The organism is Desulfoconvexum algidum, from assembly GCF_055382125.1.
Genome location: NZ_AP042394.1, coordinates 2,125,323 through 2,150,755 on the forward strand (window position 1 = coordinate 2,125,323; position 25,433 = coordinate 2,150,755).

The window sequence follows — 25,433 nt, forward strand, 5'->3', positions numbered from 1 at the left end:
AAGGAGACATTAATATGAGCGAGAAAAAACTCATTCTAGTTGTTGATGATGATCCGGATCTGGTGGAAGCCGTATCCATGAAACTTGAAGCCAAGTCCTACCGGGTTGAAAAAGCCTATGACGGTGTGGAAGCCATGGATAAGATAAAATTAGAAAAACCAGCTGTTGTGATTCTTGACGTCATGATGCCCCGGAAAAATGGGTGGGAAGTCTGTGATGAGATTAAAAATAGCAAGGAGCTCAAAGACATTGCAGTGGTTTTGCTGACCGCTGTTGCAGATTCTGTAAAAACAACCAGCTATACCCATCATGACGGGAAAACCACCCTCGCCGATGATTATGTCCCCAAACCCATCGATTTGGATGAACTCATGGAGATCGTGGGGGATCACTGTAGTTAAGGCCTTTTGTTTGAACAACTTGGTGAGCCCGGTTGGAAATAAATAGGGGAAGGCCTAAACCGCCTTCCCCTACTATTGTATCCTAGGATACTAGAGGTGTGTTTATATCATTTCCCATGAGCCTTCCTCAAATAAGAATTAATGGGATTCGTCTGGGTTCCAGGCTGAATCAGGTCATTCAAACCTCTGTTGATGGAGAGGCCAGTCCCATTATCTCGCCGTTTTATAAACTCCTGGCACAGGACCGGATCAATATCGTATCCTTAGGGCTTCGGACCGATGCTTCTGGAACATCTATATTTTGTTGTCACGACTTACCGTCTGGTTGTAAATTTGAGTGTAAATCTGATATAAGAAAAGAAGTCGCCCTGGGCAGTACAGAACCACAGTTTTGTATTGTTTCCAATGTCTGCACGGTGTCGGTCTATCCGCACAATGCAAGTTTAAATACCCTGGGGCTTTTAATGGGGCTGTTTGGAAAATATGGGGTTTCATTTCAACAGATGGTATCTTCCCATGCCATGATTTCTTTTATCATCAACAGATCCGACCAGGAACGCGTTTTAACATTTCTTGAGCAGGAATTTGATCTTCCCCCGACCCATATCCCCTTTGGGCAATTTGAAAATGAGAACACTGAATTTGTCAAAAAACGATATCCGGAAACCCGTGCCACCTATGTTGAGCAAAGGATAAAAACCTATGGGATAAAATTGGATGCCGGGCTGGAAATGTTTGAAATCTCTTTTAACCCAAAGGTTAAGAACCATCTGGAGGTCTGCGGCAATGGGTTGCAGCAGTTGGGCAGGTCCGGGGAAAAATTTTATTTTACCGCTGTCATGACACAAAACAGTGATATGGCGCATCTGTATTGCCTGACCGACCCCCTGGCTTTCCAGGATAGGCAATCCTTTTTTTCCCGGGACAAGGTGACCCGGGGGCTCGCTGTTTGTTCATCGGTTTCTGTTGATCTTATCAGTTTTCATGGTCCCCATTTCGGGGATCGGTTTGGCATCTTTAACACCGCCATGTCGTGTTTAAATGCTGCTAGTATTCCTGTTTTGCTGGCCGGTTGCACCGGTTCCAGCATTTTCATGGCCCTGCCGGATTCTTTGGGGCAAAAGGCCTTACCTGCACTGGCTGAAGGATTTGAAAACCCATGACATCTGATCCCAGATTTGAACCGGAAGAACTTTTTTGGCGGGCCCGTATTTTTGATTCCCTTTCCTATCCCAGTGTGGTGATTGCTCCGGATAAAAGCCTGGTGGGCGCCAATAAGAAGTTTTATGATACCTATCACCTTTCCAATGAAGACCTTATCGGCAAAAAGTGTTTCCATTCTTTTTTGTACAAGGATACCCCCTGTGACTCCAAGGACTGCTCAATTTCAAAGGTTCTTGAAAATAAGGCCATGTACTCCTATACGGTTAAACACCAATACAAATGGGAAGAACGGGTTTTTTCACCGATTTTTGATGATGAGGGGGAGGTGGCCTTTGTTATCTTCAGTATCCGGGATATTACCCGGACCAAATCCCTTGAGAATCAGCTTATCGGGGTAAAAGAGTTCATCAGCCGGGTAATTTATTCCTCTGCTTCCGCTATTGTGGCGGCTGACCGCCAAGGCAACATTGAATTGATGAATTCGGTGGCAAAGGAATTGTTTGGGGATTATAACGGGGGGGAGGGCAAGATCAAACATACGGAGCAGCTCTACCCGCCGGGGAAAGCCAAGGAAATCATGCAAATGCTCCGGAATGAAAAAATCGGGGGTAAGGGAAAGCTGCTTATCCCCAGGACCACCATTGTCAACGCCAGGGGTGAAGAGATTGAGGTGGAAATGTCTGCAGCCATTATCTATGATGATACGGGTGAAGAATCTGCCACCATGGCCATTTACAATGACCTGAAAGACAAAATCAAGGTTGAACGAGAGCTCAAGTATACCCAGAAGCAATTGGCACAATCAGAAAAAATGGCATCCCTGGGTCAGCTGGCCGCAGGTGTTGCCCATGAAATTAATAATCCCCTCACAGGCGTGTTGTTCTATGCCAGTCTCTTGTTGGAAAGACAGGATTTAGATGAGGGGGCAAGAGAAGACCTTGGCTATATTGTGGAAGATGCAAATCGATGTAAAAATATTGTTAAAAGTCTTCTGGTATACAGTCGCAGTGCAGATTCCAACAAAAATATTGTCCAGATTAATGAAATTGTGGAACAGAGTTTGATACTGATTCGAGATCAGAAAAAATTTCGGAATATTAAAATTATCCGGTATTTAGCAGATGGAATGATGCTGATCAATGCCGATACCAATAAGCTCAACCAGGTGGTTATAAATCTTATTATCAATGCCGCCGATGCCATGAAGGGGAGCGGAAAAATTACCCTCAATACCTATAGAGACAAGCTCCATAAAAAGGTTTTTCTGGAAGTCAAGGACACCGGGGGAGGAATTGAGAGGGAAAATTTATCCAAGATCTTTGATCCGTTTTTTACCACAAAGGAAGTGGGGAAAAGTACGGGGTTGGGCTTGAGCATTGTTTACGGTATTATAGAAGAGCATGGCGGCAAAATCAGTGTTAAAAAAACAGGAGGCAAGGGAACCACTTTTGTCCTGGAGTTTCCCTTGTTTGTCCCGGAAGAAGAAGGGCTGGCATTGTGCGGACCTCGCTAATAAAATGGGAATATGGTAAAGTGGGTATCATTGGATTAAAATTGCCCTAGGGCCCAAGGATTGGAAAAATAGTGGAATCTAAAAATATAGAAGCTGAATCTGAAAATAGGGTACCTGGTGTCTCTTTGAAGCAGATTGTTAAAGATGTTTTTTTTCAGCCCCGTGTGCTGGTGGTGGATGACGAAGAACGGATTCAAAAGGCGTGTCAGCGGTTGCTCTCCCAAGAGGGCTGTGAGGTAGATGTCGCCCAGAACGGAATTCAGGGGCTTAAGATGATTGAGGAACGGCACTATGACATTGTGCTTTTGGACCTGATGATGCCAGGAATGTCCGGGTTGGATGTTCTTTCCGATCTTAAATCACGGCATCCGGATACAGTGGTTATTATTATCACCGGATATGCCACCCTGGAGCATTCCATAGAAACCATGAAAAAAGGGGCATTTGATTTTTTATCAAAACCCTTTGCTCCCCAGGAACTTCGGATGGTGATTTCCAAGGCCATTGAATTTATCCGGAATCTCCAGGACATTACCACGGAAAAATCCCGGATGCGGGTGATGATAAATACCATCAGGGATGGTGTCTTAACAACCGACCACCAGAAACGGATTGCCCTTGCCAATCCGGCCTGCTTAAAAATGTTGGGGTGTCATAAACAATCGGTCCTGGGAAATCTTGTGTCCGACATCTTTGATGAACCCACTGTCCTTGGTATGATTGACAAGGCCATTGCACAGCCCAAGGAGATGTTTTCAGAAATCACCGAAGAGATTTGTGTGCCCATGGGAAACGGGGGAGAGGATCTCATCATCGGTGTCCGGTGCATTCCTTTTCGGGACCGGTTGCATCGAAACCTGGGTACGGTGACCGTTTTTCATGATATCACGGCCCTTAAAAAAGAGGACCAGCTCAAATCGGATTTTGTTTCCATGGTGGCCCATGAAATTAAAAGTCCTTTAAATTCAGTTCTCATGCAGTTGAATGTGGTCATGGACGGGCTGGCAGGGGAAGTTAGCGAGAAACAAAAAGAAATTCTCACCCGAAGTTCCGCTAAAATCAAGTCCCTGACCGAATTGGCAACAGAGCTTTTAGATCTTTCTAAAATTGAATCAGGATTGATTAATCAGGAACGCGAAGAATTGAACCTGGAAGAATTGATCAAGGAGCATGTAAGCCTTTACCGGGGCGAGGCAGATGAAAAATCCATTTGTTTGACAGGCCGTCCTTGTGAAAAGGACCTTTTTATCATGGGAAATCGGCTCAATATAGAAGAGGTCTTGTCCAACCTGATTTCCAATGCCATACGGTATACGCCTGCCGGGGGAAAAATTGAGGTCTGGGCCGATAAAGCCAGTGACTGCATAAGGATTCATGTGGCAGATAACGGCCTGGGAATTCCCGCCGATGCACTGGGAGATATTTTTGATCGATTTTATCGGGTGAAAAACGAAAAAACCCGGTATATCAACGGAACAGGACTGGGGCTTGCCATTGTTAAAAGTATTGTGGAATCCCACCATGGAACTATCCACGTGGACTCGGTGGTGGACCAGGGGACCGAGTTTACCATCAGCCTTCCCAAGACCGCCTATAAAATTTAATATACCAAAACTTTCGATACCGGTGGAAAAAAATGTCCAAAAATTAAACTTCTTCTCAGAGCCCCTTGATCACAACCGGTTGCTTGACCACTGTGAGCAGCATCTTAAACCGGGTGGCGGCAAGGACCGAATGGGCCACATTGGCCGGCATGACCACCACTTGTCCTGCAGTGGCATTGATTATCTCTCCGTCAATATTGATCCGGGCCTGTCCGTCGAGCACCTGGACCATGGCATCCCCGGGGGAGGTATGGGCGGAAATTTCTTCTCCCTTGTCAAAGGCAAACAGGGTTATATTAACATGGGATTTGCTGGAAAGAGTCCGGCTGACCACCCGCCCTTCTTCATAATCCACCAGTTCATTGATATTAACTGCCTGGGCAAAGGGTATGTTTTTAATTAATTCTTTTTTATCTGTCATTTTAATGTCTCCTTGGATTGGGTTCGCTCGTTTATCTGTTTTGGATTTTATATTAAAAAATTGACAATTGAATTGACCTGAATCAATTTGCCCGATTTGTTTTTGTGGGCTGGGTTTTATTCCTTTTCTATGAAAACAGACGAATGAGTTTAAAAGTTAGTCGTGCCTAAAAAATAGTATGGATAAGATATACACAGATACATATTCGTCAATATGAAAAATTAAAAAGTCTGACCGCCCATTGGTTTCCAAAACCAGGACAAGATTATAAATTAAACTAAATTTTTGCCCTGTCGCAAGGCGATATCAAATTGATTTAAGTTTTCTCTTCAATAATGCATTTACAGGGTTAAAGAGAACTTGTATCATAAGCGTATGAGCCTGGAATTTTAATCTTGTTTTTTATCCGCAAGGGGCTGGGTGAACAAATGAAACGGTTAGATAAAAAAAAATGAATTTTTTTGAATTTATGGTGTTGTTATCTGATAGATCAAAAATAGAGTAAATACAGATGAGAAAGTATTTTTTAAAGAATAAAAGGAGAGAGCTTAAATGAAAAAGAGTATCAGCTTAGCCTTGTGCCTGTTATTGTTCGGGGGTCTTTTTTCCTGCGCCACCATGCAGACCCAGCAGGAAAAAGGGACTGCCGTGGGGGCCGGGGTCGGGGCAGGGGTTGGAGCCATACTGGGCCAGGCCATTGGCAGGAATACACAAGCCACCCTCATTGGTGCAGGAATCGGGGCGGCCCTTGGCGGTGTGGCTGGCAATCAGATTGGCCGCTACATGGATTTGCAGGAGCAGGAATTAAGGAATGCCTTGGCAGCGAACGAGGCGGCCAGTATAAGAAGGGAGCAGGATGTTTTAAGAGCCACCTTCAAAGGTGAAGCATTTTTTGATTTGAATTCGACAGCCCTTAAACCCGGTGGATATGCTGAGCTTGAACGGGTGGCCCAGGTTTTAAATAAATATCCCCAGACAACAATAGAGATCGGCGGCCACACAGATACCACCGGGACGGCAGAATATAACCAAACGCTTTCAGTAAAAAGAGCTGATTCTGTACGAGATGCCTTAATAAAAAATGGGGTGGCACCTGAAAGAATGGAGACGGTTGGATATGGAGAATCGCGCCCCATATCTTCAGACCATGCAATGAACCGCCGGGTTGAAATTATTATTGCCCCCATTCGACAAGGATAGTTTAAAAGATCCAGGAAAAAATAGTATTTATCAGGTGACTGGCATATTTTTTGCCAATTGCCTTGTGGAAAAGGAGGGGTAAAATGAAGGATACAGATTTTTGGAATACCCATTCCCTGCAATATCTTGAAATGGCTTTTGATACCAGCAATGGGGAAATTATTCACCACCCGGATGGCTATGGCAAAAGAACAGGCGAATGCGGGGATACGGCTGAGTTTTTTATTATGGTGAACGAGGGTATTTTAGATCAGATTTCATTTAGGGTCCAGGGCTGTATGAACACCAATGCCTGCTGCAATACCATCGTGCACCTGGCAGGTGGAAACACAATTGAAAATGCCTGGAATATATTACCCGACCATGTGATAAATTTTTTACAAACGCTGCCCGAAGACCACTACCATTGTGCTGAACTTTCCCTCGGCAGTTTCTATCTTGCCCTTTCAGATTATTCTGAAAAATAAGAAAATAAAAAAAATTTAAGCGCGCATGCTCTTGTGAAAATTTGTGGAAATAATATAGGGGGTTTGATCTATTGCTACTGCAATTTTAAGTCTCCATAGGGTGGCAGTTTTGCTGTTTTATAATCTCAGTGGAAAATTTATTTTCTGGTCAATTTTTATAAATATCTAAAATTATAGTCTTAATTCTTTTATTGAAAATAAAGCTGAAAGTTGGCATGGTCCTTGCGGTAGCTTAAATTAAGTTTATTTAAGTTTAATTTAAGCTTAATTAAAAAAGTGGTAAATCCAAAGTAAAACCATTGGATCAAGAATAAAATATTTAAGAATGGAGAATTAGGATGAAAATATGTATCAGTTCAACAGGCAAAGATCTGTCTTCCCAAATAGACCCGCGATTTGGCAGATGCGCTTATTTTATGATTATTCAGACAGATGATATGGGCATTGAGGTGTTTGAAAATGAATTTAAATCCCTTGGAGGGGGTGCCGGTATCCAGGCTGCAGGTTTTGTCCACTCTAAAGGGGCGACGGCAGTTTTGACAGGTAATTGCGGCCCAAATGCGATGAAAGTTTTTAGTGAAAATTCAATTAAGGCCTTTACCGGCCAGGCAGGGGCAATCAAGGATGTGGTAGATAGGTTTAAAAAGGGTGAATTGGTTGCGTCTGTTGATCCGACGGTTGGTGATAAAGCAGGCCTGTCCGATGTCGCCGGTAACACTGCCCCACAAGGCCAGGCAGGCGGTATGTGCGGCGGCGGACGCGGTATTGGCGGTGGCGGACGCGGCATGGGCGGTGGCGGACGTGGACGCGGCATTGCCGGCGGTGGACGCGGCATGGGCGGTGGCGGTGGCGGTGGCATGGGTGGAAGACAGTCTTAACATTACCCAGAAAAACCATCCCCGGCAAATTTGCGATTTGTTGCTTTTTGCCGGAGCATTTTTTTATAGCTATTTATTGATTATTGGACGAAAATATTGCATGATTCAGTTGTTCTTTTGCTCTTTTGCTTGTTTTATTGACAATAAACAATAAATTGAGGAGGTTCTTCGGCCCGTGCCTGTAACCTGGAAGATACTTGTGATAGATGATGACCCGGATATTTTGGATGTCATGACAATCACCCTTAAAGATGCCGGATATTCGGTTATCTGTGCCCCGGACGGGCAAACGGGTATCTTGCTTGCCAAAAGCCACTCCCCCCAGATCGTCATCACTGATATTAAAATGCCCGGCATGAGTGGCCTTGATGTTCTTGAAAAAATTAAACGAATAAAACCCGCAACAGAAGTCATTGTTACCACAGGGTTTGCAGATATTAAACATGCGGTCAAAGCCCTGCAGTACGATGCCTCTGATTTTATTTCAAAACCCATTGATGATGACGCGCTTCACATGGCATTGCGCCGTGCTATGCAACGCTATACTGACAAAAAACAATTGTCTGATTACACCGCTCTTCTTGAGAATGAAAATCTTAAAACCAGCTCCGAGCTGGTAAAAAATGTAAATTTCCAAAGCAGCCTCATCGAAAATTCAATGGATGGCATCCTCGGGTGTGACGAAAACGATATCATTGTAACTTACAACAAAAGTATGGAAATGCTTTTGGGGTATCCCAAAGCCCTGGTATTGAAACAAATGAAAGTGGATGATTTTTTTAGCCCTGACCGGTTTTTACAATTTAAGACCGATTTGTTTGGCAGCGATTTCGGTGGTCAAAACCGGTTGTTTGTTTACGAAACCACCCTGCTTTCAATGGGGAAAAAAAATATCCCGGTTCAGATGTCTGGATTTGTTCTTTCCGAGGACAGGGTGCAAAATTATATGGTATTTTTCATCAGTGATTTAAGAACGCTGAGAACTTTGGAAAAGGAAGTGACGGTTCAAGCAAAATTGCTTCACCGGGAAAAAATGATATCTTTGGGGCGACTTGCGGCCAGCATGGTTCACGAGATTAATAATCCCTTGTCCGGGATCTTGAACTATATAAAATTGATGATCCGTGTCCTTGAAAAAGGGGAGGATGTCTCCTCGAATAAAACCGTGGATCAAATACAAAATCGGGTCAAAAAGTTCAAATCCTATCTTTTAATTATTGAATCTGAAACCCAGAGATGTTCTGATCTTGTTTCCGGGCTGTTGAAATTTTCAAGGAAAACAAAACTGGAACAAACCCAGATTAATGTGGTCCATTTGATTCAACACAGCCTGTTGCTGTGCAACCATAAGCTTGAATTGAGTAATATTGTATTGAAACAAGAATGTGATTCTGACCTTCCGACGGTTAATGGCGATTTTAATCAACTTGAACAATGTCTTATTAATTTGATTTTTAATGCCATTGACGCCATTGAGACTGGTGCTGTTCCTGGTACAAGAGGTGCCGGTGGGGGCATCCTGGAAATCCGGGCAGGGTTAGTGGAAGAAAACCTTGTTTGTATCACGATTAAAGACAATGGAAAGGGCATTTCTAAAGAAGATCAACCCTTTATTTTTGAACCGTTTTTTACCACAAAAAAACAGGGGTATGGGGTAGGACTCGGGCTGTCGACGACCTATGGAATTATTGAACGACATAAAGGAACGATTGTTGTGGAAAGTATGCCCAATGTGGGATCTCAATTTATCATTAAACTTCCCTCTGGAAAAGCAGTTTAGAAAAAAATGAACGGTTGAGAATAATATAAACTAGATCGGAGGTATCCATGTCCGGAAAGTTTGCACCTGGAAAGTTTGTTGATTTAAAATTTCAATCTCCCAGAATTGGGTTTTATATTTGTCATTGCGGGTTGAATATTGCCGCCAAGGTAGACGTTGAATCTGTCAGGGACTATGTGGCGCCCCTTGAAGGAATACAGATATCAAGGGACTATAAATTCATGTGCTCGGAACCTGGCCAGGCAATGATTGAAAGGGATATCCGGGAACTGAATTTAAACCGTATCGTGGTGGCTTCCTGTTCCCCGAGACTACACGGTAAAACATTCATGGAAACCTGCCGGCGGGCAGGTCTTAATCCCTATTATTTCCAAATGTGTTCTGTGAGGGAACAGGTTTCCTGGGTCACCGAGGATCCAGACCTTGCCACACAAAAAGCAAAACATCTGGTAAAGGCAGCCATTGACCGGGTCCAATTTCATCATCATCTTGAAACAAAGACATCCCGGGTTCATCCGGATGTGGTGATCATTGGCGGTGGCATTGCCGGCATGCAGGCAGCCATTGATATCGGTAATTCGGGTCATAAAGCATATCTCATTGAAAAGGATACCACCATTGGCGGGCATATGCTTCAATTTGATAAAACCTTTCCCACCCTGGACTGTGCCGCCTGTATCGGCACACCTAAAATGGTGGAAGTCGGTCAAAATTCTAATATTGAGTTGCTCAGTTTCAGTGAAGTGACGCATGTGTCGGGGTTTGTGGGCAACTTCATCCTGGATGTAAAGAGGAAATCCCGGTTCATCAATGAATCCCTTTGCACCGGATGTGGCGAATGCGCAAAGGTTTGTCCTGTTTCGATCCCCAATCCCTGGGATGTGGGGTTGGCATCCAGAAAGGCCATCGGCAGGTCATTTCCCCAGGCAATTCCCATTACCTTTAATATTGAAAAACGAGACAGGGCACCCTGTAGATTAACGTGTCCGGCTGGGATTAATGTCCAGGGATATGTTCAATTGATCGGCCAGAAAAAATATGATAAGGCCGTGCGGTTAATTATGGAAAAAGCGCCCTTTCCAGGGGTTCTGGGAAGGGTCTGCCCCCACCCCTGTGAGACGGAATGTCGGCGCAAACTTGTGGACAGCCCCATTGCCATCAAAGAGTTGAAACGGTTTGCAGCAGACAGGGCAAATCTTGACCCGGAGGACATTCCCAAAATTTTGGATCGCAAAGAAAAAATCGCTGTGATCGGCGCCGGACCCGCAGGCCTGACCGCTGCTTATTTTTTGCGACTTAAAGGATATCAGGTGACTGTTTTTGAACGATCATCTGTTCCCGGCGGTATGCTGAAAACCGGCATCCCGGACTATCGGTTGCCTTCAGACGTTCTTGATCGGGAAATTAATTATATCCTGGCCCATGGGATAACCCTTGAGACCTCTAGGGCATTTGGGTCTGATATTACCTTTGAAAGTTTACGCCAGGAGGGTTTCGGGGTGTTGTTTTTAAGTTCGGGTGCCCATAAAACGCTTACCCTGGGCCTTGCCGGGGAAGAGACAAGTCGTGGCGTGATAGATGCCATTTCATTTTTGCGGGATGTGAATCTGGGCCGTAAAACAGATTGTGGAAACCGCGTTATCATCGTTGGGGGCGGTAATGTGGCAATTGATGCGGCACGGTGTGCCAAAAGGGCTGGCGATTGCGAGGTTTCCATCCTTTATCGGCGATCAAGACAGGAAATGCCGGCCTATGGGGAAGAAATCGTCGGTGCCCTTGAAGAGAAAATCAATATTATGCCCCTGACAACACCCACCCGAATCATCACACGAGATGGCAAGATTGTGGGGCTTGCGTGTACGAAGAACCAATTGGGCGAAATGGACGCATCCGGGCGACGGCGACCCGTAATGATTCCTGATTCTGAATTTATCGTTGAGTGTGACACCCTTATCCCGGCCATCGGACAAATCTGCGATCTATCCTGGGCGCATACCATGCCCGGTCTTGAAATTACAGAATATAACCGGATAAAGGTCAATCCTGATACCCTGCAGACAAGCCTTGAAGCTGTTTTTGCAGGGGGAGACATGGTCACAGGACCTGCAACGGTTATTGAAGCCATTGCCCAGGGAAGAAAGGCTGCTCTTGGGATTGACACCTATCTCAACGCGGTTGAAATGGACTTGGATACGATTGCCCCGGTCCATGACAATGTGCCGAGCCAGGGGGAGGAAAATTATTCAGATATCCCCTTAAATATTGAGGTGGAAGAAAGGGTTTGTGTTGAATCGGTTGATCCTGAGCAAAGGGTTCTCTCTTTTAGGGAAGTTGAAGCGACCCTGACAGAAGAGCAGGCCATCAAGGAAGCCAACCGATGCTTAAATTGTGCCACCTGCTGTGAGTGCATGGAATGTGTCACCGCCTGTGAGGCAAATGCCATTGATCATTTTATGCGAGATGAGAACATTCAAATAAACGCCGGCAGCATTATTCTTGCAACGGGATATGAACCCCTTGATCCCACCCCCATGAAACAATTCGGATATGGCAAATTTTCCAATGTATTTTCAGCCTTTGAATTTGAACGACTCAGCAATGCCACCGGTCCCACCGGCGGCCAAATTCTGATCAGGGATGAAAACAATGAATTTACCCGATCACCCAAAAGTGTTGCCATTGTCCATTGTGTCGGGAGCCGGGATGTAAATTACCATGAATACTGCTCCCGGGTCTGCTGCATGTATGCCCTGAAATATACCCATTTGATCAAGGAGAAAGTGGGCCATGACACAAAGGTCTATGATTTTTATATCGACATGCGGTGTTTTGGGGAGGGGTATGAAGAGTTTTATCAACGGTGCCAGGAAGAGGGAACCATTTTTATCCGGGGGAAAGTGGCCCAGATAACCGACCAGGCCCAAACGCCTTTGGAACAAGGAAAGCTGATTGCCATTGCAGAAGACACCCTTCTGGGCCAGTTGGTTCGGGTACCTGTGGACATGGTGGTGCTTTGTTCGGCCATCCAGGCAAGAGAAGATGCCGTGGATGTGGGAAGAATATTTGGGGTCAACCAGGGGGCGGACGGGTTTTTCCTTGAAGAGCATCCCAAATTGGGGCCCTTGAATACCGCCACTGAAGGGGTTTTCCTTTGCGGGTGTTGTCAAAAACCCATGGATATTCCCGACACCGTTTCCCAGGCATCGGGTGCGGCGGTAAAATCACTCTCCCTTGCTGTGAAAGGCCGGGTTGATATTTCACCCACCATTTCTTTCATCGATCCCGATATTTGTGTGGGGTGTAAAACCTGCATCGACCTTTGTCCCTATTCAGCCATTGAATTTGATGACAGACGGCAGGTATCGATTGTCAATGAAGCGGTTTGCAAGGGCTGCGGAAGCTGTTCTGGTTTTTGTCCAAGCGGGGCTGCCCAGAGCCGTCATTTTACCAAGAAACAGGTTTTCGCTGAAATCAGCGGTATATTTTAAGGAGATAAACATGGAACCATTTGAACCGGTCATAATAGCTTTTGTCTGTAACTGGTGTACCTATACGGCGGCAGACCTTGCCGGGACATCCCGGTTGTCCTATCCCACCAATATCCGTCTGATCCGGGTGATGTGCACGGGAATGGTCGATCCGCAATATGTGATCAAGGCATTCTTGGAAGGCGCAGATGGGGTGCTGATCAGTGGATGTCATCCGGGGGACTGTCACTATATAAATGGCAATTATAAGGCAAGACGGAGGATCAAGCTGTTAAAAGAAATCCTTCCACGGTTTGGAATTGAACAAGAGCGGTTGCGTCTGACCTGGATCGGGGCCAGCGATGGTATTGAATTTGCCCAAGTAATGACTCAGCTCAATGATCAAATAATTGAAATGGGGCCTTCCCAGACAAGAATGAATGTGGCCATATAAAGGAAATCTTTGCCATGATACGAATAATAGAACGTGAAGATAATAGTCTGGCCAAAGGGTTGCAGCTGTTTTTTAAACACCTGTTGGAAACTCAGGAGATTGATGCCCTTTTTCTGCCGGTGCGGTTAAAAAACTCAACCTCCATTATGCCTAGTCTTGTGACAGATCCGGCACAATTGGACCATGCCGTACCCTTGAGCCCGGCCTTTCCCATCAATTCGGCCAGGATGGTATCCCGTCTTTCATATAAGGCATCAGGAAGAAAAACAGCGGTGGTGTTAAGGCCCTGTGAAATGCGGGCTTTTATCGAATTGATAAAGCTTAAACAAGGGTCCAGACAGGAGTTGATTCTGATTGGCATGGATTGCCCGAAGGCCCTTATACCCTCTGATTATACTGCCTATATGAACCCTAATTCTGATAGGCCCCCCCTGGACACACCCCCTTTGGATAATAACCCTTTGGATTGGGATGCCTATATTCAAACGGTATTTTCCCAAACCAGTAGCGAAACCCTCAATGGATTTGATTTCAGCCCTGCCTGTCGTACCTGTGAGAATCCATTTCCCATGAATGCGGATATCAATATTCTTCTGCAGGGGGTAGATCTTTCAAGGGGCATGATGGTGGAATCAGGAAGCGATCTGGGCGTCAATTTTCTGGAACGACTGGCGTTACCCGAAGCCGTCAAACCCGAGGCCCGGGATGAGAGAGTGATGCAGATAAAAGAGGTCAATTTTAAGGCAAACCAGGCAATGGTGACGGATATTGAAGAAAGGACAGACAGTATCGTAAAACTCAATGCTTTTTTTGACCGGTGCATCAATTGTTATAATTGCCGGAATGTGTGTCCGGTCTGCTATTGTAAAGAGTGTGTTTTTAATACCGATGTGTTCAATCATCAGCCGGTTCAATACCATCAGTGGGCAGAAAAAAAAGGGGCTATCAAGATGCCCACAGATACCGTGTTTTATCATCTCACCCGCATGGCCCATATGAGTCATGCCTGTGTCGGGTGCGGCCAGTGCTCAACTGCATGTCCCCGTGACATTGATGTTTTTCAATTGTTTAAGAGTGTGGCACAAACGACCCAGGCCGCCTTTGAATATTTTCCTGGGACCGATGAAAATCAACCGCCTCCCTTGTCTGTGTTCTGTGAACATGAATTTGAGGGTACGGTTGGTATTACAAGGGAATAATGACTTCATAAATAAACAGCCAACGTATAACACTGCCAAGTTTGAATGGCAGTCGGGGGTAAAATGAACAAGGCAATTGGTAAGGCATTGGTTGCCGGGGCTGGGTTAAGCGGTATCAGATCTGCACTGGACCTGGCACAAACCGGATATAAAGTTCTTCTTATTGACACATCAGACCATGTGGGGGGGCTGTTAAGTCAGCTGGATTACCAGTTTCCCACATCCAAATGCGGGTATTGCAGAATGCTGCCCATGTTTGACAGGGATGCGTCTTCCCAGCATTGTCTGAGAAAAGGGTTGGTCCATGAAAATATTGAGATTCTTTTGTCAACGGAACTGATCTCCATTGAAGGGGAACCCGGAAATTTTACCGCAACCCTCAAGCAAAATTCTTCCCTGATTGATTCGGACCTGTGCACGGGGTGCGGGGAATGTGAGAAGGTCTGTCAGGTGTTTTCTGATGATCCTTTCAATGAAGGATTGATAAAAAGAAAAGCGATTTATCTGCCAAGCCCCCAGTCTTTTTCCAATACCTATACCATTGATTACGCCGCCTGTACTCGGTGTGGCGATTGCGAAAAAATTTGCCCCACCGGGGCCATTAAATTGATCGATCAGGACAGGGGGAAATTTAAGATCCTGGTGGTGGATGATGAAAAAATTGTTCGAGAATCCACAAAAGAATGGCTCAAAGAAGAGGGGTTTTGTGTAACAACAGCCGATTCAGGACAAAGGGCCCTTGATTTGATGGCGGATCAGCCGTTTAATATGATGCTCACCGATATCAAGATGCCGGGTATGGATGGTGTTGAATTGCTGGCAAAGGCAAAACAGATCAACCCGGTGTTATGTGTTATCATGATGACTGCCTATGCAGCGGTTGATTCAGCTGTGGATGCCATGAAGCAGGGGGCACTTGATTATCTGACCAAACCCTTTGATCCGGATATGCTGGTTGCCATGGTGCTTAAAGTATACCATGAATTTGAAATTGCCCAGGGGCGGGTCGAACAGGTGGATGCCCTGATTCTTGCCGGGGGGGTGGAGTTTTTCAAGCCGAACCTGGGGAAAAACCCCTATGGTTATGGTGTCCTGCCAGGTGTTATCACCGGGATGGAGTTCGAGCGGCTCATCAGTGGTACGGGTCCTGGGAGCGGTCCCGGTAATGGGGCCGGTAATGGGGGCGGTAAGAAAAAACTTGTGCACCCTGTGACGGGCAAGCCTGTGAAAAAAATTGCCTGGATTCAATGCGTGGGGTCCCGGGATACCCAGACAGATACGCCATTTTGTTCAACGGTTTGCTGTATGATGTCCATAAAAGAGGCCGTTCTTGCCAGGGAAAAATTTAGTCCGGACATTGAAGCCACCATTTTTTATATGGATATGAGAACCATAGGCAAATATTTTGAAGACTATAAAATCAAAGCCCAAAATGAGCATCAGGTCCGGTTTGTGAGAGCCAGAATTCATTCTCTATCCCAGGTTGCCAAACAAGAAGGCGCCAAACAAGAAGACGGCACACCAGAAGACCTCATGCAGGAAAATACCCCTCTTGTGGCAAGATACGCCGATCTTCAGGGGAAAATTCATGAAGAGAATTTTGACATGGTGGTTTTGGCAACCGGTCAGAAACCCAACCGGCAGATGACAGCCTTTGGGGTGAAACATGATATTGCCATCAACCCATGGGGATTTATCCAAACCACACCCTTTTCAATGGTCGAGACATCAAGGCCCGGGATATTATCCGGAGGCTCTGTTTCAGGTTTCAAGGATATCAGCGATTCGGTTATCTGCGCGTCAGCAGCTGCGCTTGAGACCTGCAAAATAATGCACCAGGCCGGAAAGCACACAACAACGGCGATTGTGACAGATGATGGGCAGGACCCAACCCTTTTTGCAAGACAAACACCTAAGGTTTTAACGGTGTTGTGCCGTTGCGGTGATATGCTCGATCAACGAGTTGATCTTGAAAACCTGAAAATTCGGTTGGGCAAAAATCCGGAAAATGAATCCGTTGAGGTTCTCGATAAGCTGTGCATGGCCCAAGGAAGGGAGGCCTTGATTGAGATGCTTTCCACCAAATCGTTCAACCGGCTCGTTTTGGGAGCCTGCCTGCCCTGCATCCAAAAAAAATGGATACAAGAACTGGCAGTTGACTCAAAATTTCCTTCAAGCCTTGTGGAGACTCTGGATATGATTTCGGTTCTAAAACAATATCCAGATTTACAGAATCCAGATTCACAGAATCAAGATTCACAATCTCTTGAAGCCACCGGGGCCATTGAACGGGCGTTAAAAATTTTGATATCCAGGGCCCGGTTTAAAAATCCTATTCCCGATGAATGGATTGATGCCAATCAGAATGCCCTGGTCATTGGCAGCGGCATTGCCGGGATTACGGCTGCTTTGTCAATTGCAGACTGCGGGTTTCACGTGGACCTTGTTGAAAAGGAAGAGACCCTTGGCGGAAATTTGCGATGGATGGACAAAACCATTGATGATTTAGATATTCAGGATTATCTGGCAGATAAAATCAAACAACTTGCCGCCCATAAACGGGTTACCCTTCATACCCAAACACGGGTGGAAAGCGTGGCTAAACGTCCCGGGGAATTTGCCACAGTTTTAAAAACGATGGAAAATTTGCCAACAACGGTTCAGCACGGAGTGACCATTCTGGCCACGGGGGGAAGTCAGGCCCCGCTTGAATTGAATGGAGACGATTCGCAGAAAATAGAACTGACCCAGAAAGGATTTGAAATTGCCCTTCAAGACCAGTCCATTGATCCTGAAAAATTGACCAGTGTCGTCATGATCCAGTGCTCGGGCACACGGGATGAAAAGATGAATTATTGTTCCAGGGTCTGTTGTATCAGGGCCTTGAAAAATGCGATTTTTCTCAAAGAAAAGAACCCTGACACCCAGGTTTATGTTCTTTACCGGGACATGATGAGTTATGGATTTTTTGAAGACTACTACACTAAAGCCAAAAATCTTGGGGTACTTTTTTTCCAATATGATCCTGCTGATAAACCCGTGACCCGGATAAAGGACGGCCGGTGTTTTGTTAAAACCCGTGATCTTTTGTTGGATATGCCGGTGGAGATTGAGGCCGATTGCGTTGTCCATGCCACCGGGATTTTGCCGGATCTTTCACAAGACCTTGTCGCTCAGTATGGGGCCGCTTTGGATCAGTTTCATTTTTTTAAGGAGGCTGATTCAAAATTTCGCCCGGTTGACAGTATGAACTATCGGGTGTTTGGCTGCGGGTTGTCCTTGAAGCCGTGCACCATTCAGGAGGCGGTCGCTTCAGCCGAGGCCTCTGCCATCCGTGCCGTACAAATTTTATCCCATGAACGGCTCAAATCCGGGAAAACAGTTGCTGCCACCCGGAGCGCAACCTGCAGTCTGTGTGAAATGTGCGTTGAAACCTGTCCCTATGGTGCCAGGTTTGTGGACTATCTTGAAGGAAAAATAATTGTGGACCCTGCCGCCTGTCAGGGGTGTGGGGTTTGTGGGGCAGTATGCCCCAGTAATTCGGCTTTTTTAGAGGGCTTTGACGGGCGAGGGATGTTGGATGCAATCGATATGGCGATGTCATGATATCTACAAAAAAAAGATTGAAAAAAAATATAAAAGGGGAAAGCTTATGGGGTTGCTAAGTGAAGAACGGTTGCTGGCAGAGGTCAAACAAGCCAAAGAGATGGTACAAACATGTATTCAATGCGGTACCTGTACGGCTTCCTGCCCCAACCTTGATTTTATGGATATTACGCCCCGGCATATGTGGCGGTTGCTGCTGACCGATCATGTCCAAGCCCTTTTTTCCAGCAAATCCTTTACCATGTGTTCCTCTTGTTATTTTTGTACCCTGAGATGTCCAAGGGGACTTGAGTTAACCCAAACCATGGGACTTTTGAAACAGGCCGCATCCCGATTGAAATTGAAGAAATTTAAGCGGTCTTCCCTTTTCTATAAAGCTTTTTTGGACAGTGTGGAAAAACATGGAAGGGTGAGAGAGATGGAATTTATGACCCATTATTTTATTTCAATGAAAAATCCTATTATTCCTTTTGGTTATGCATCTTTAGGGCTTAAACTTTTGGCCAAGGGAAAGATTCGGCCTGAATTTTCATCAATAGGTAAGGGTAAGGGAAAATTAGAGGCCATATTCAAAAAAGTTGCAGAGCTGGAGGAATGAGATGAACTATTTATACTATCCGGGCTGTTCACTGGAAGGAACCGCAGCTGAATATGATATTTCAACCCGTCTGTTATTGGAAACCCTGGATGTTCACATTCAGGAAATTGACGATTGGAACTGTTGCGGGGCAAGTGCTGCAGAGGCCTACAGCAATCTATTATCCCATGTGCTGTGTGCAAGAACTCTTGCCCTTGCCGAAAAAATGAAGGGACCAGAGCAGATACTGGTTCCCTGCAGTGCCTGTTATCTTAATCTTAAAAAAACCGAAGAAGCGGTGAAACGAGACAAGCCTTTGCTGGTAAAAATTAACAAGGCCCTTGCCGAAGAAAATCTTGTTTTTAGAGGAGATGTGAGTGTCCGACACCTTTTGGATGTTTTGTCAACTGAGGTGGATATTGGGAAAATCAAAGAAGTGTCCCAAAATAAGATGGCTCGGTTTACCGTCGCACCCTATTATGGGTGCCAGTGCCTGCGGCCCTTTACCGTTTTTGATGATCCTGAAGAACCCCGTTCCATGGAGGCATTGATACAAGCCACCGGGGCCAGGGTATTTAATTGGGAGGCCGGCGGCCAGTGCTGCGGTGCTTCCAACACCACCACAAAGCCTGCCGCTGGCATGGCCCTTGTGGGAAGAATTTTGAATGCTGCACGAGGAGCCGATGCCATTGTGACGGTATGTCCCATGTGCCAGATGAACCTTGAAAGCAACCAGAAAAAGATATCCCATGAACTGGGGGGTGATCTTGAAATTCCCATTCTTTATCTTCCCCAATTTTTGGGTCTTGCCATGGGAAAGGCCCCAAGGGATTTGGGACTGGATAAAAATTTGACAGATACTAGGGAGATTACGGCCAAGGTAACATGAGTGATTTTACCAAATATTTAAAACACAGCCTTGTTTCAAAACTGAGCATTATTATCGGGTGCACTGTTATTCTTTCCATATCGGCCTGGGCTTACTTTAATATCAATAATATCAAGACCCAGATCATAAAAAATGTTATTTCCAGTACCGAACAGTTGTCAAATTCCATCAAGCTTGGCACCCATTATGCCATGATGCTCAATTCAAGGGATGATATTACACAGATTATTGATAATATTGCCACCCAGCCGGGAATAGAAAATATCCGGATCTACAACAAGGAAGGTCAGATTAAATTTACCAACCATAAAGCAGAAATTGATAAAGTTGTTGATATAAAGGAGGTGGCCTGTGATATCTGCCACAGACAAGACCCACCGCCGGTTCAGATAGGACTTGACCAACGGATGCGGTTTTTTCGTTCCGAACAAGGCCACAGGCTTCTCGGAATTGTCCAGCCCATCTGCAATGAGCCCGGCTGTGCCATGGACTGCCATTTTCATCCGGAACATCAAACCATATTGGGCTCCCTTGACGTGGTTGTTTCCCTTGAACCCACAGACCGCCAGATACTTACAATTGAACGAGGAATTATAAAGTTTGCCCTTTGGACTATTTTAATTACCGCCGTGATCCTCTTTTTTTCAATTTTAAAATTTGTAAAAAAACCCATTGTCAAGCTGATTGATGGGACAAGGAAGATTGCCGAAGGCAATTACAACGAAGATATTGATATTGGCAATGATTATGAAATTGGGCTGCTTGGCATTGCCATAAAAAAAATGGGGACCCAGATCGGTCTTAACCAGGCAGAACTCAAAAAACAAAAGAATGAATACCAGGCGCTTTTTGAAATGGCTCCCTGCATGATTACGGTTCAAGATAAGCAGTATCGGCTTTTAAGATGGAATAGGGTATTTAGCGACAGATTTGATCCAGAGCCCGGGTCCCATTGTTACCATGCCTACAAGGGGTTGGAAGAAAAATGTAGTGATTGTCCGGTTGAAAAAACATTTGCCGATGGAAAATCCCATTATGGGGAAGCAGAAGGAATGGGCAAGGACGGTGAAAAAAATCACTGGATGTTTATTACCTCTCCTGTAACAGACAGCCATGGAAACGTTGTGGCAGCCATGGAGATGAGTATTGATATCACCCAGAGACGTCGACTTGAAAAAGAACTTCAACAATCAGAGGAAAAGTATCATGCCATCTTTAATAATATCTCAAACCCCGTGTTTGTGGTGGAGAGGGAAACATTTGAGATTCGTGACTGCAATAACAAGGCAATTGAGGTGTACGGATATTCAAAAGAAATTTTGTTAGGGAAAGTATTTTCTGAATTTTTTATCCAAAGAGAAAAAACACAACTGATTGAACGAATGAAGTGTGACCAGGAGATCAACAAGGTACAACACCTTGTTCAAAATGGTCGGTCTATTTTTGTGGATATGTGGGTATCCCCCTCCACCTATTTAAACAAGGTGGTGCTGCTTGTGACCATCAATGACATTACAAGGCGCCTTGAAACAGAACAGCTTTTGATTCACGCCGGTAAAATGGCGACCCTGGGTGAAATGTCAAGCGGTATTGCCCATGAATTGAACCAACCCTTGTCTGTTATCAAATCATCCTCCAGCTTTTGTATGAAAAAAATGCGAAAAAATGAACAAATTGAAAAAGAGATTTTTGAAAAACTTATTTCCAAAATTGACAGTAATGTGGATCGGGCTGAGAAAATTATCTATCATATGCGACAATTTGCAAGAAAATCTGAGATTAACCTGGTACTTACAAATGTTAACACGGTTCTTAAAAAAACATTTGAAATGTTTAACCAGCAACTTAAAATTCACGGAATCGATGTGGTGTGGAATAAAAATGAAGACTTACCCAAAATACTGGCAGATCCTGACAGGCTTGAACAGGTATTTATCAACCTTGTCATTAATGCAAAGGATGCCATAGAAGAAAAATGGGAAAAACAAGGGACGCGCCAGGTGGAAAACCAGGGAGGCGATGACCAGATTATCATTATCACCCGGCCAACCCGGGACAAAGTTTTCATTGAAATACATGACACGGGTATTGGTATTAAAGAGGAGACGGCCGACAAGCTGTTTGAACCGTTTTTTACCACAAAAGAGGTGGGTAAGGGGACAGGTCTTGGGCTGTCCATCAGCTATGGCATTATCAAGGAATGTTCTGGGGAAATCAAGATGGAACCAAGGGAATCAGGCGGAACCATTGCCCGAATCTCTTTTCCAGTGCCGACTGACCTTGAAAAGGATCTGACGTATGAGAATCCTGTATAATGGGGGATATAATGGGAGATATGATGGGTAAAAACCAAATATCCATTTTGATTGTAGATGATGAAGAAGATATCCGGGATGTGCTTGAAATTGCATTAAAAGATGCAGGCTATCAGGTATTTCTTGCTGAAAATGGAGAAAAAGCCTTTGGGATATTTAAATCAAAACAGCCGGATATCGTTATTACAGATATTAAAATGCCGGTTATGGATGGGATTGAACTATTACGGCAGATTAAACGGGAAAATCCAGAAACAGAAGTGTTGATGATCACGGGCCATGGGGACATGGATCTGACCATTCGAAGCCTCAAAAATGAAGCCACGGATTTTATTACCAAACCTGTTAATGTGGATATTCTTGAAATTGCCATTGAAAAAGCGGTTGAAAAAATAATCGCAAGGCAAAAGCTAGTGGAATATACCCAAAAACTGGAACTTCTCATCCTTGAGAAATCAAAGCTTGCAGATCATTTGTCTTCTTTAGGGGTGATGATCGGAAGCATATCCCATAATATCAAAGGGTTATTGACCAATCTTGACGGTGGACTGTATGTGGTAAAATCAGGGCTGAAAAAATCTGATAATAAAACCATGGAAGAAGGCATCGGATTGCTTGATCAGGCAGTGGACCGGATAAAAAAAATGATCATGGATGTCTTGTTGTATTCCAAGGAACGTGCTTTGAAAAAAGATGCCATTCATTCAAAGGCATTTGTTGAGAAAATTAAAGGCATCATTGAATTAAAATTAAAAGGAACCAAGATCGCTTTTAAATGCAAAGCACCTGAATTCCCTGATACATTTTATGCGGATGAAGCCTTTTTAATGGCCGCCCTGATTAATTTTTTAGACAATGCAATAGACGCCTGTATGGCGGATACCCAAAACAAGGACCATGAAATCGGGTTTGAAATTTCACGGGAAACAGATTCTCTTGTGATCTGTATCCATGACAATGGCTGCGGCATGGACACTAAAACAAAAGAAAAAATATTTAACCTCTTCTTTTCTTCAAAAGGTACCAAGGGAACAGGGTTCGGGCTTTATATTTCTAATTCCATTATCAAACAGCATGGGGGGACTATTCATGTGAGCTCCATAAAAGGCAAAGGGAGTGATTTTAAAATTTGCCTACCCATGTCTAAAGCAGATTCATAAACCAGATTTATAAGAGGGGTACAATTTTTCTAAATTTTGAAAGCCTTCTAATCTTTTTTTGAATATTTTCGATGTGGTGATGGATCATGGGACAATAAAAAACAAGGATTGTTCATAACCGATTGTGTTTACAATATAAAAATATTATGATATTGCCTGGCATGGTTATCGGTGAAGAAACACCATCCAAATATTACAAGAATTTTAATGGCAACCTTTTCAAATGATGACCTTGAACAGGAAATAGCCAGGTACGGTATTGATAGCTTCATTGAAAAACCACTCACTGTCGCTATTTTAGATACCATTATTAACGAATTGAAAACGGCCAATTTTTCTAAACAGATTCGGAGATAAACATGGAAGAAAAACAATCATTGGATTGGGACACAGATTTAAAAGAAATACCCGTCAAAGAATGGGAGGCCCGGTTTAACTGGGTGGAAGAACCCTGTATCAGCCCTGACGGAGAACAAATCGCCAGCATTGTCAATGTAGACGACATGGTTTTCGGTGTTTGTGTGAACGGGGAGGTTTGGGAAGGGGAATATGAAAAAGCATGGAAATTGAAGGCCCTTCCAAATAACCAATTTGTTGCCTGTATTTGCCAGGATGAGGAATGGACACTTGCCGTTAACGGCAAAGAATGGTCAAATCGGTTTGATTTTATCTGGGATCTTCAGATCACGAAAGATGGGTCCCACATCGGCCTGGCGTTTCAGACGGATGGGGAATACGGCATGGTCGTTGATGACACTCCCTGGGATACGCTATACGCAAACATGAGCGGGATGGTGTTGGGAAACCAGGGCACCTCTGCTGCCGTTGTTCAGGTGGAATCCATGGCTGCCGCAGATGTGGAGGCTTTTAAACGAGGCATTTTTTCCGTTGCCCTCAATGGTAAAGCCTTTGAGCAAAGGTTTCTCAATGTCTGGGACATCAGCCTTGATCAAAATCAAAATTTGGCCTGGAGCGCCCGGCTTACAAGGGAAGCGTATACCATTGTTGTGAATGGCATCCCCTGGGAGAATACTTTTCAAACGGTTTGGAAACCTGAGTTTGTAGACCAGGGAAATTCCATTGTGGCCCCTGTGCGGCAAGGGGGAAAATGGAAATTGTTCAAGGATGACAAACCGTTCTGGAAGACGGGTTATGAACAACTATGGCGGGTCGCTGTATCGGGTGTAAATAATCGGATTGCCGCCATTGTTGCCCCGACCTACGGCAAATGGACAGTGGCCCAGGATGATCGTGTCTGGCCCATATCCATTGATACCATGATTCGCGATATCTATTATTCCGAAGATGGGTCCTGTCTGGCAGCGGTTGTTAAAAATAAGGGTGCCTGGACCTTGGCTGTGAATGGGAAGTTTTGGGATCTGTCTGCGGACAAAATCTTTACCCCGTGCATCAGCCCGGACGGAGCGATTGTGGCCGTGGTTATTGAACGTAATGGCGCCTGTTTCATGGCGGTAAACAATCAGGTGATCACAGGGCCCCACACGTTTATGGCAGCCCCGGTCATAAGTTCCGATGCCCAAAAAATACTGGTCAAGGGAATTGAAAACGGGATATACAAACGCCGGGTCATCGCCCTTGGCAGTATTTTGGGGGCGATGGGTTAATATGGTAGATTTCATAACAAAAAGATTAAGGAGACAACAATGAATGCCTTTATCAATTTTATCATGGGACCCATGGTCTGGATATCGGCACTGGTTTTTCTATTCGGACTCGTGTTTAAACTGGTTAAAATTATCCTGGAGATCAGGGAAAAAGAAAATTTTATTTTTTCCTATATGTCGCTAAAGTATAGTTTGCGCTCCATCGGGGCCTGGCTGATTCCTTTTTATCCGGAAAGTACGAAACTACATCCGGTCTTTTGGGGGATCTCCTATTTGTTCCATGTCTTTTTATTTGCCGCTCCCCTGTTTCTTGCGTCCCATATTATTTTGCTGGATCAAGCCTTCCAGATTTCCTGGCCTGCATTGCCCGATGGCGTTGCTGACATATTTACCCTCCTGGTCATATTGGCCCTGGTTTTTTTCGGGGTTCGAAGGGTTGTGGTGCCGGAAGTAAAATTTTTAACCTCAGCGATGGATTATATATTGCTCATCCTTGTTATGCTGCCCTTTTTGACGGGTTTTTTGGCATATCACCAGATTTTTTTATACAAGTGGATAATGATTGCCCACATATTATCCGGCGAGTTGCTGCTCATTGTGATACCCTTTTCACGGTTTTCCCATATGCTCACAGCTCCCCTGACCCGTGCCTATACCGGGTCTGAATTTGGTAATGTCAGGCATGCAAGAGACTGGTAGGAAGTTAAAGGAGA

The 25,433-nt window shown here is 44.8% G+C and carries 19 protein-coding genes; 18 read left to right on the plus strand and 1 reads right to left on the minus strand.

The genetic code is table 11. The features are described 5' to 3' along the window. Positions 1 to 14: 14 nt before the first annotated feature. The 4 genes from ACZ45G_RS09710 to ACZ45G_RS09725 all read left to right on the plus strand — a co-directional run bounded on the left by ACZ45G_RS09710 (position 15) and on the right by ACZ45G_RS09725 (position 4,682). Entirely contained in the window at positions 15 to 401 is a 387-nt protein-coding gene (locus tag ACZ45G_RS09710; protein ID WP_464177475.1) for a response regulator transcription factor, read from the plus strand. Between the two features lie 98 nt (positions 402 to 499). After that, complete coding sequence (locus ACZ45G_RS09715; protein WP_464177477.1) at positions 500 to 1,564, plus strand: hypothetical protein; 1,065 nt, start codon at positions 500 to 502, stop codon at positions 1,562 to 1,564. Further along, on the plus strand, positions 1,561 to 3,078 hold the full coding sequence (locus ACZ45G_RS09720) for a PAS domain-containing sensor histidine kinase (RefSeq protein ID WP_464177480.1): 1,518 nt from the start codon (positions 1,561 to 1,563) through the stop codon (positions 3,076 to 3,078). The genes ACZ45G_RS09715 and ACZ45G_RS09720 overlap by 4 nt, the downstream gene beginning before the upstream one ends. A 71-nt stretch (positions 3,079 to 3,149) precedes the next feature. Next, entirely contained in the window at positions 3,150 to 4,682 is a 1,533-nt protein-coding gene (locus ACZ45G_RS09725; RefSeq protein ID WP_464177482.1) for a response regulator, read from the plus strand. Positions 4,683 to 4,737: 55 nt separating this feature from the next. Here the strand turns inward: ACZ45G_RS09725 and ACZ45G_RS09730 are convergent, their stop codons facing one another. After that, positions 4,738 to 5,103, minus strand: a complete 366-nt coding sequence (locus tag ACZ45G_RS09730) for a cupin domain-containing protein (protein ID WP_464177484.1) — start codon at positions 5,101 to 5,103, stop codon at positions 4,738 to 4,740. Positions 5,104 to 5,655: 552 nt separating this feature from the next. Between ACZ45G_RS09730 and ACZ45G_RS09735 the strand changes: the two genes are divergently transcribed. From ACZ45G_RS09735 to tmcC, 14 genes are all read left to right on the plus strand, one after another. Continuing rightward, positions 5,656 to 6,303, plus strand: coding sequence for a YiaD family glycine zipper/OmpA-like lipoprotein (locus ACZ45G_RS09735; protein ID WP_464177486.1), 648 nt, complete (start codon positions 5,656 to 5,658; stop codon positions 6,301 to 6,303). Between the two features lie 83 nt (positions 6,304 to 6,386). Next, positions 6,387 to 6,770 (plus strand): iron-sulfur cluster assembly scaffold protein, encoded by a 384-nt coding sequence (locus tag ACZ45G_RS09740; RefSeq protein WP_464177490.1) that lies wholly within the window; start codon positions 6,387 to 6,389, stop codon positions 6,768 to 6,770. Positions 6,771 to 7,108: 338 nt separating this feature from the next. Next, entirely contained in the window at positions 7,109 to 7,648 is a 540-nt protein-coding gene (locus tag ACZ45G_RS09745; RefSeq protein WP_464177492.1) for a NifB/NifX family molybdenum-iron cluster-binding protein, read from the plus strand. Positions 7,649 to 7,823: 175 nt separating this feature from the next. After that, complete coding sequence (locus ACZ45G_RS09750) at positions 7,824 to 9,428, plus strand: ATP-binding response regulator (protein ID WP_464177495.1); 1,605 nt, start codon at positions 7,824 to 7,826, stop codon at positions 9,426 to 9,428. 47 nt (positions 9,429 to 9,475) lie between these two features. Then, positions 9,476 to 12,916: an FAD-dependent oxidoreductase gene (locus ACZ45G_RS09755; RefSeq protein WP_464177497.1), complete on the plus strand. Its 3,441-nt coding sequence runs from the start codon at positions 9,476 to 9,478 to the stop codon at positions 12,914 to 12,916. A 10-nt stretch (positions 12,917 to 12,926) separates the two neighbouring features. After that, complete coding sequence (locus tag ACZ45G_RS09760) at positions 12,927 to 13,349, plus strand: hydrogenase iron-sulfur subunit (RefSeq protein WP_464177499.1); 423 nt, start codon at positions 12,927 to 12,929, stop codon at positions 13,347 to 13,349. 14 nt (positions 13,350 to 13,363) lie between these two features. After that, positions 13,364 to 14,548: a 4Fe-4S dicluster domain-containing protein gene (locus ACZ45G_RS09765; protein ID WP_464177502.1), complete on the plus strand. Its 1,185-nt coding sequence runs from the start codon at positions 13,364 to 13,366 to the stop codon at positions 14,546 to 14,548. Between the two features lie 63 nt (positions 14,549 to 14,611). After that, positions 14,612 to 18,154, plus strand: a complete 3,543-nt coding sequence (locus ACZ45G_RS09770; RefSeq protein ID WP_464177504.1) for a response regulator — start codon at positions 14,612 to 14,614, stop codon at positions 18,152 to 18,154. Positions 18,155 to 18,200: 46 nt separating this feature from the next. Next, complete coding sequence (locus tag ACZ45G_RS09775) at positions 18,201 to 18,752, plus strand: 4Fe-4S dicluster domain-containing protein (RefSeq protein WP_464177506.1); 552 nt, start codon at positions 18,201 to 18,203, stop codon at positions 18,750 to 18,752. Between the two features lies 1 nt (position 18,753). Continuing rightward, positions 18,754 to 19,620, plus strand: coding sequence for a CoB--CoM heterodisulfide reductase iron-sulfur subunit B family protein (locus ACZ45G_RS09780; protein WP_464177508.1), 867 nt, complete (start codon positions 18,754 to 18,756; stop codon positions 19,618 to 19,620). Beyond that, positions 19,617 to 21,935 (plus strand): PAS domain S-box protein, encoded by a 2,319-nt coding sequence (locus tag ACZ45G_RS09785; protein WP_464177511.1) that lies wholly within the window; start codon positions 19,617 to 19,619, stop codon positions 21,933 to 21,935. Before ACZ45G_RS09780 ends, ACZ45G_RS09785 begins: the two co-directional genes overlap by 4 nt. Positions 21,936 to 21,946: 11 nt before the next feature. Continuing rightward, positions 21,947 to 23,095, plus strand: a complete 1,149-nt coding sequence (locus tag ACZ45G_RS09790) for a sensor histidine kinase (RefSeq protein WP_464177513.1) — start codon at positions 21,947 to 21,949, stop codon at positions 23,093 to 23,095. A gap of 359 nt (positions 23,096 to 23,454) precedes the next feature. Then, on the plus strand, positions 23,455 to 24,720 hold the full coding sequence (gene tmcD, locus ACZ45G_RS09795; RefSeq protein ID WP_464177515.1) for an electron transfer complex subunit TmcD: 1,266 nt from the start codon (positions 23,455 to 23,457) through the stop codon (positions 24,718 to 24,720). Positions 24,721 to 24,759: 39 nt separating this feature from the next. Continuing rightward, on the plus strand, positions 24,760 to 25,419 hold the full coding sequence (tmcC, locus tag ACZ45G_RS09800; RefSeq protein ID WP_464177518.1) for a TmcC family electron transfer complex membrane anchor subunit: 660 nt from the start codon (positions 24,760 to 24,762) through the stop codon (positions 25,417 to 25,419). Positions 25,420 to 25,433 lie beyond the last annotated feature (14 nt).

Bases quoted from the DNA above. Each gene is read 5' to 3' on its own strand.
- ACZ45G_RS09770 (WP_464177504.1), top strand. From the start codon at position 14,612: ATGAACAAGGCAATTGGTAAGGCATTGGTTGCCGGGGCTGGGTTAAGC.
- ACZ45G_RS09785 (WP_464177511.1), top strand. From the start codon at position 19,617: ATGAGTGATTTTACCAAATATTTAAAACACAGCCTTGTTTCAAAACTG.
- ACZ45G_RS09740 (WP_464177490.1), top strand. From the start codon at position 6,387: ATGAAGGATACAGATTTTTGGAATACCCATTCCCTGCAATATCTTGAA.
- ACZ45G_RS09760 (WP_464177499.1), top strand. From the start codon at position 12,927: ATGGAACCATTTGAACCGGTCATAATAGCTTTTGTCTGTAACTGGTGT.
- ACZ45G_RS09775 (WP_464177506.1), top strand. From the start codon at position 18,201: ATGGGGTTGCTAAGTGAAGAACGGTTGCTGGCAGAGGTCAAACAAGCC.
- ACZ45G_RS09790 (WP_464177513.1), top strand. From the start codon at position 21,947: ATGGGAGATATGATGGGTAAAAACCAAATATCCATTTTGATTGTAGAT.
- ACZ45G_RS09710 (WP_464177475.1), top strand. From the start codon at position 15: ATGAGCGAGAAAAAACTCATTCTAGTTGTTGATGATGATCCGGATCTG.
- ACZ45G_RS09780 (WP_464177508.1), top strand. From the start codon at position 18,754: ATGAACTATTTATACTATCCGGGCTGTTCACTGGAAGGAACCGCAGCT.
- tmcD (WP_464177515.1), top strand. From the start codon at position 23,455: ATGGAAGAAAAACAATCATTGGATTGGGACACAGATTTAAAAGAAATA.
- ACZ45G_RS09730 (WP_464177484.1), bottom strand. From the start codon at position 5,103: ATGACAGATAAAAAAGAATTAATTAAAAACATACCCTTTGCCCAGGCA.
- tmcC (WP_464177518.1), top strand. From the start codon at position 24,760: ATGAATGCCTTTATCAATTTTATCATGGGACCCATGGTCTGGATATCG.
- ACZ45G_RS09735 (WP_464177486.1), top strand. From the start codon at position 5,656: ATGAAAAAGAGTATCAGCTTAGCCTTGTGCCTGTTATTGTTCGGGGGT.
- ACZ45G_RS09745 (WP_464177492.1), top strand. From the start codon at position 7,109: ATGAAAATATGTATCAGTTCAACAGGCAAAGATCTGTCTTCCCAAATA.
- ACZ45G_RS09765 (WP_464177502.1), top strand. From the start codon at position 13,364: ATGATACGAATAATAGAACGTGAAGATAATAGTCTGGCCAAAGGGTTG.
- ACZ45G_RS09720 (WP_464177480.1), top strand. From the start codon at position 1,561: ATGACATCTGATCCCAGATTTGAACCGGAAGAACTTTTTTGGCGGGCC.
- ACZ45G_RS09755 (WP_464177497.1), top strand. From the start codon at position 9,476: ATGTCCGGAAAGTTTGCACCTGGAAAGTTTGTTGATTTAAAATTTCAA.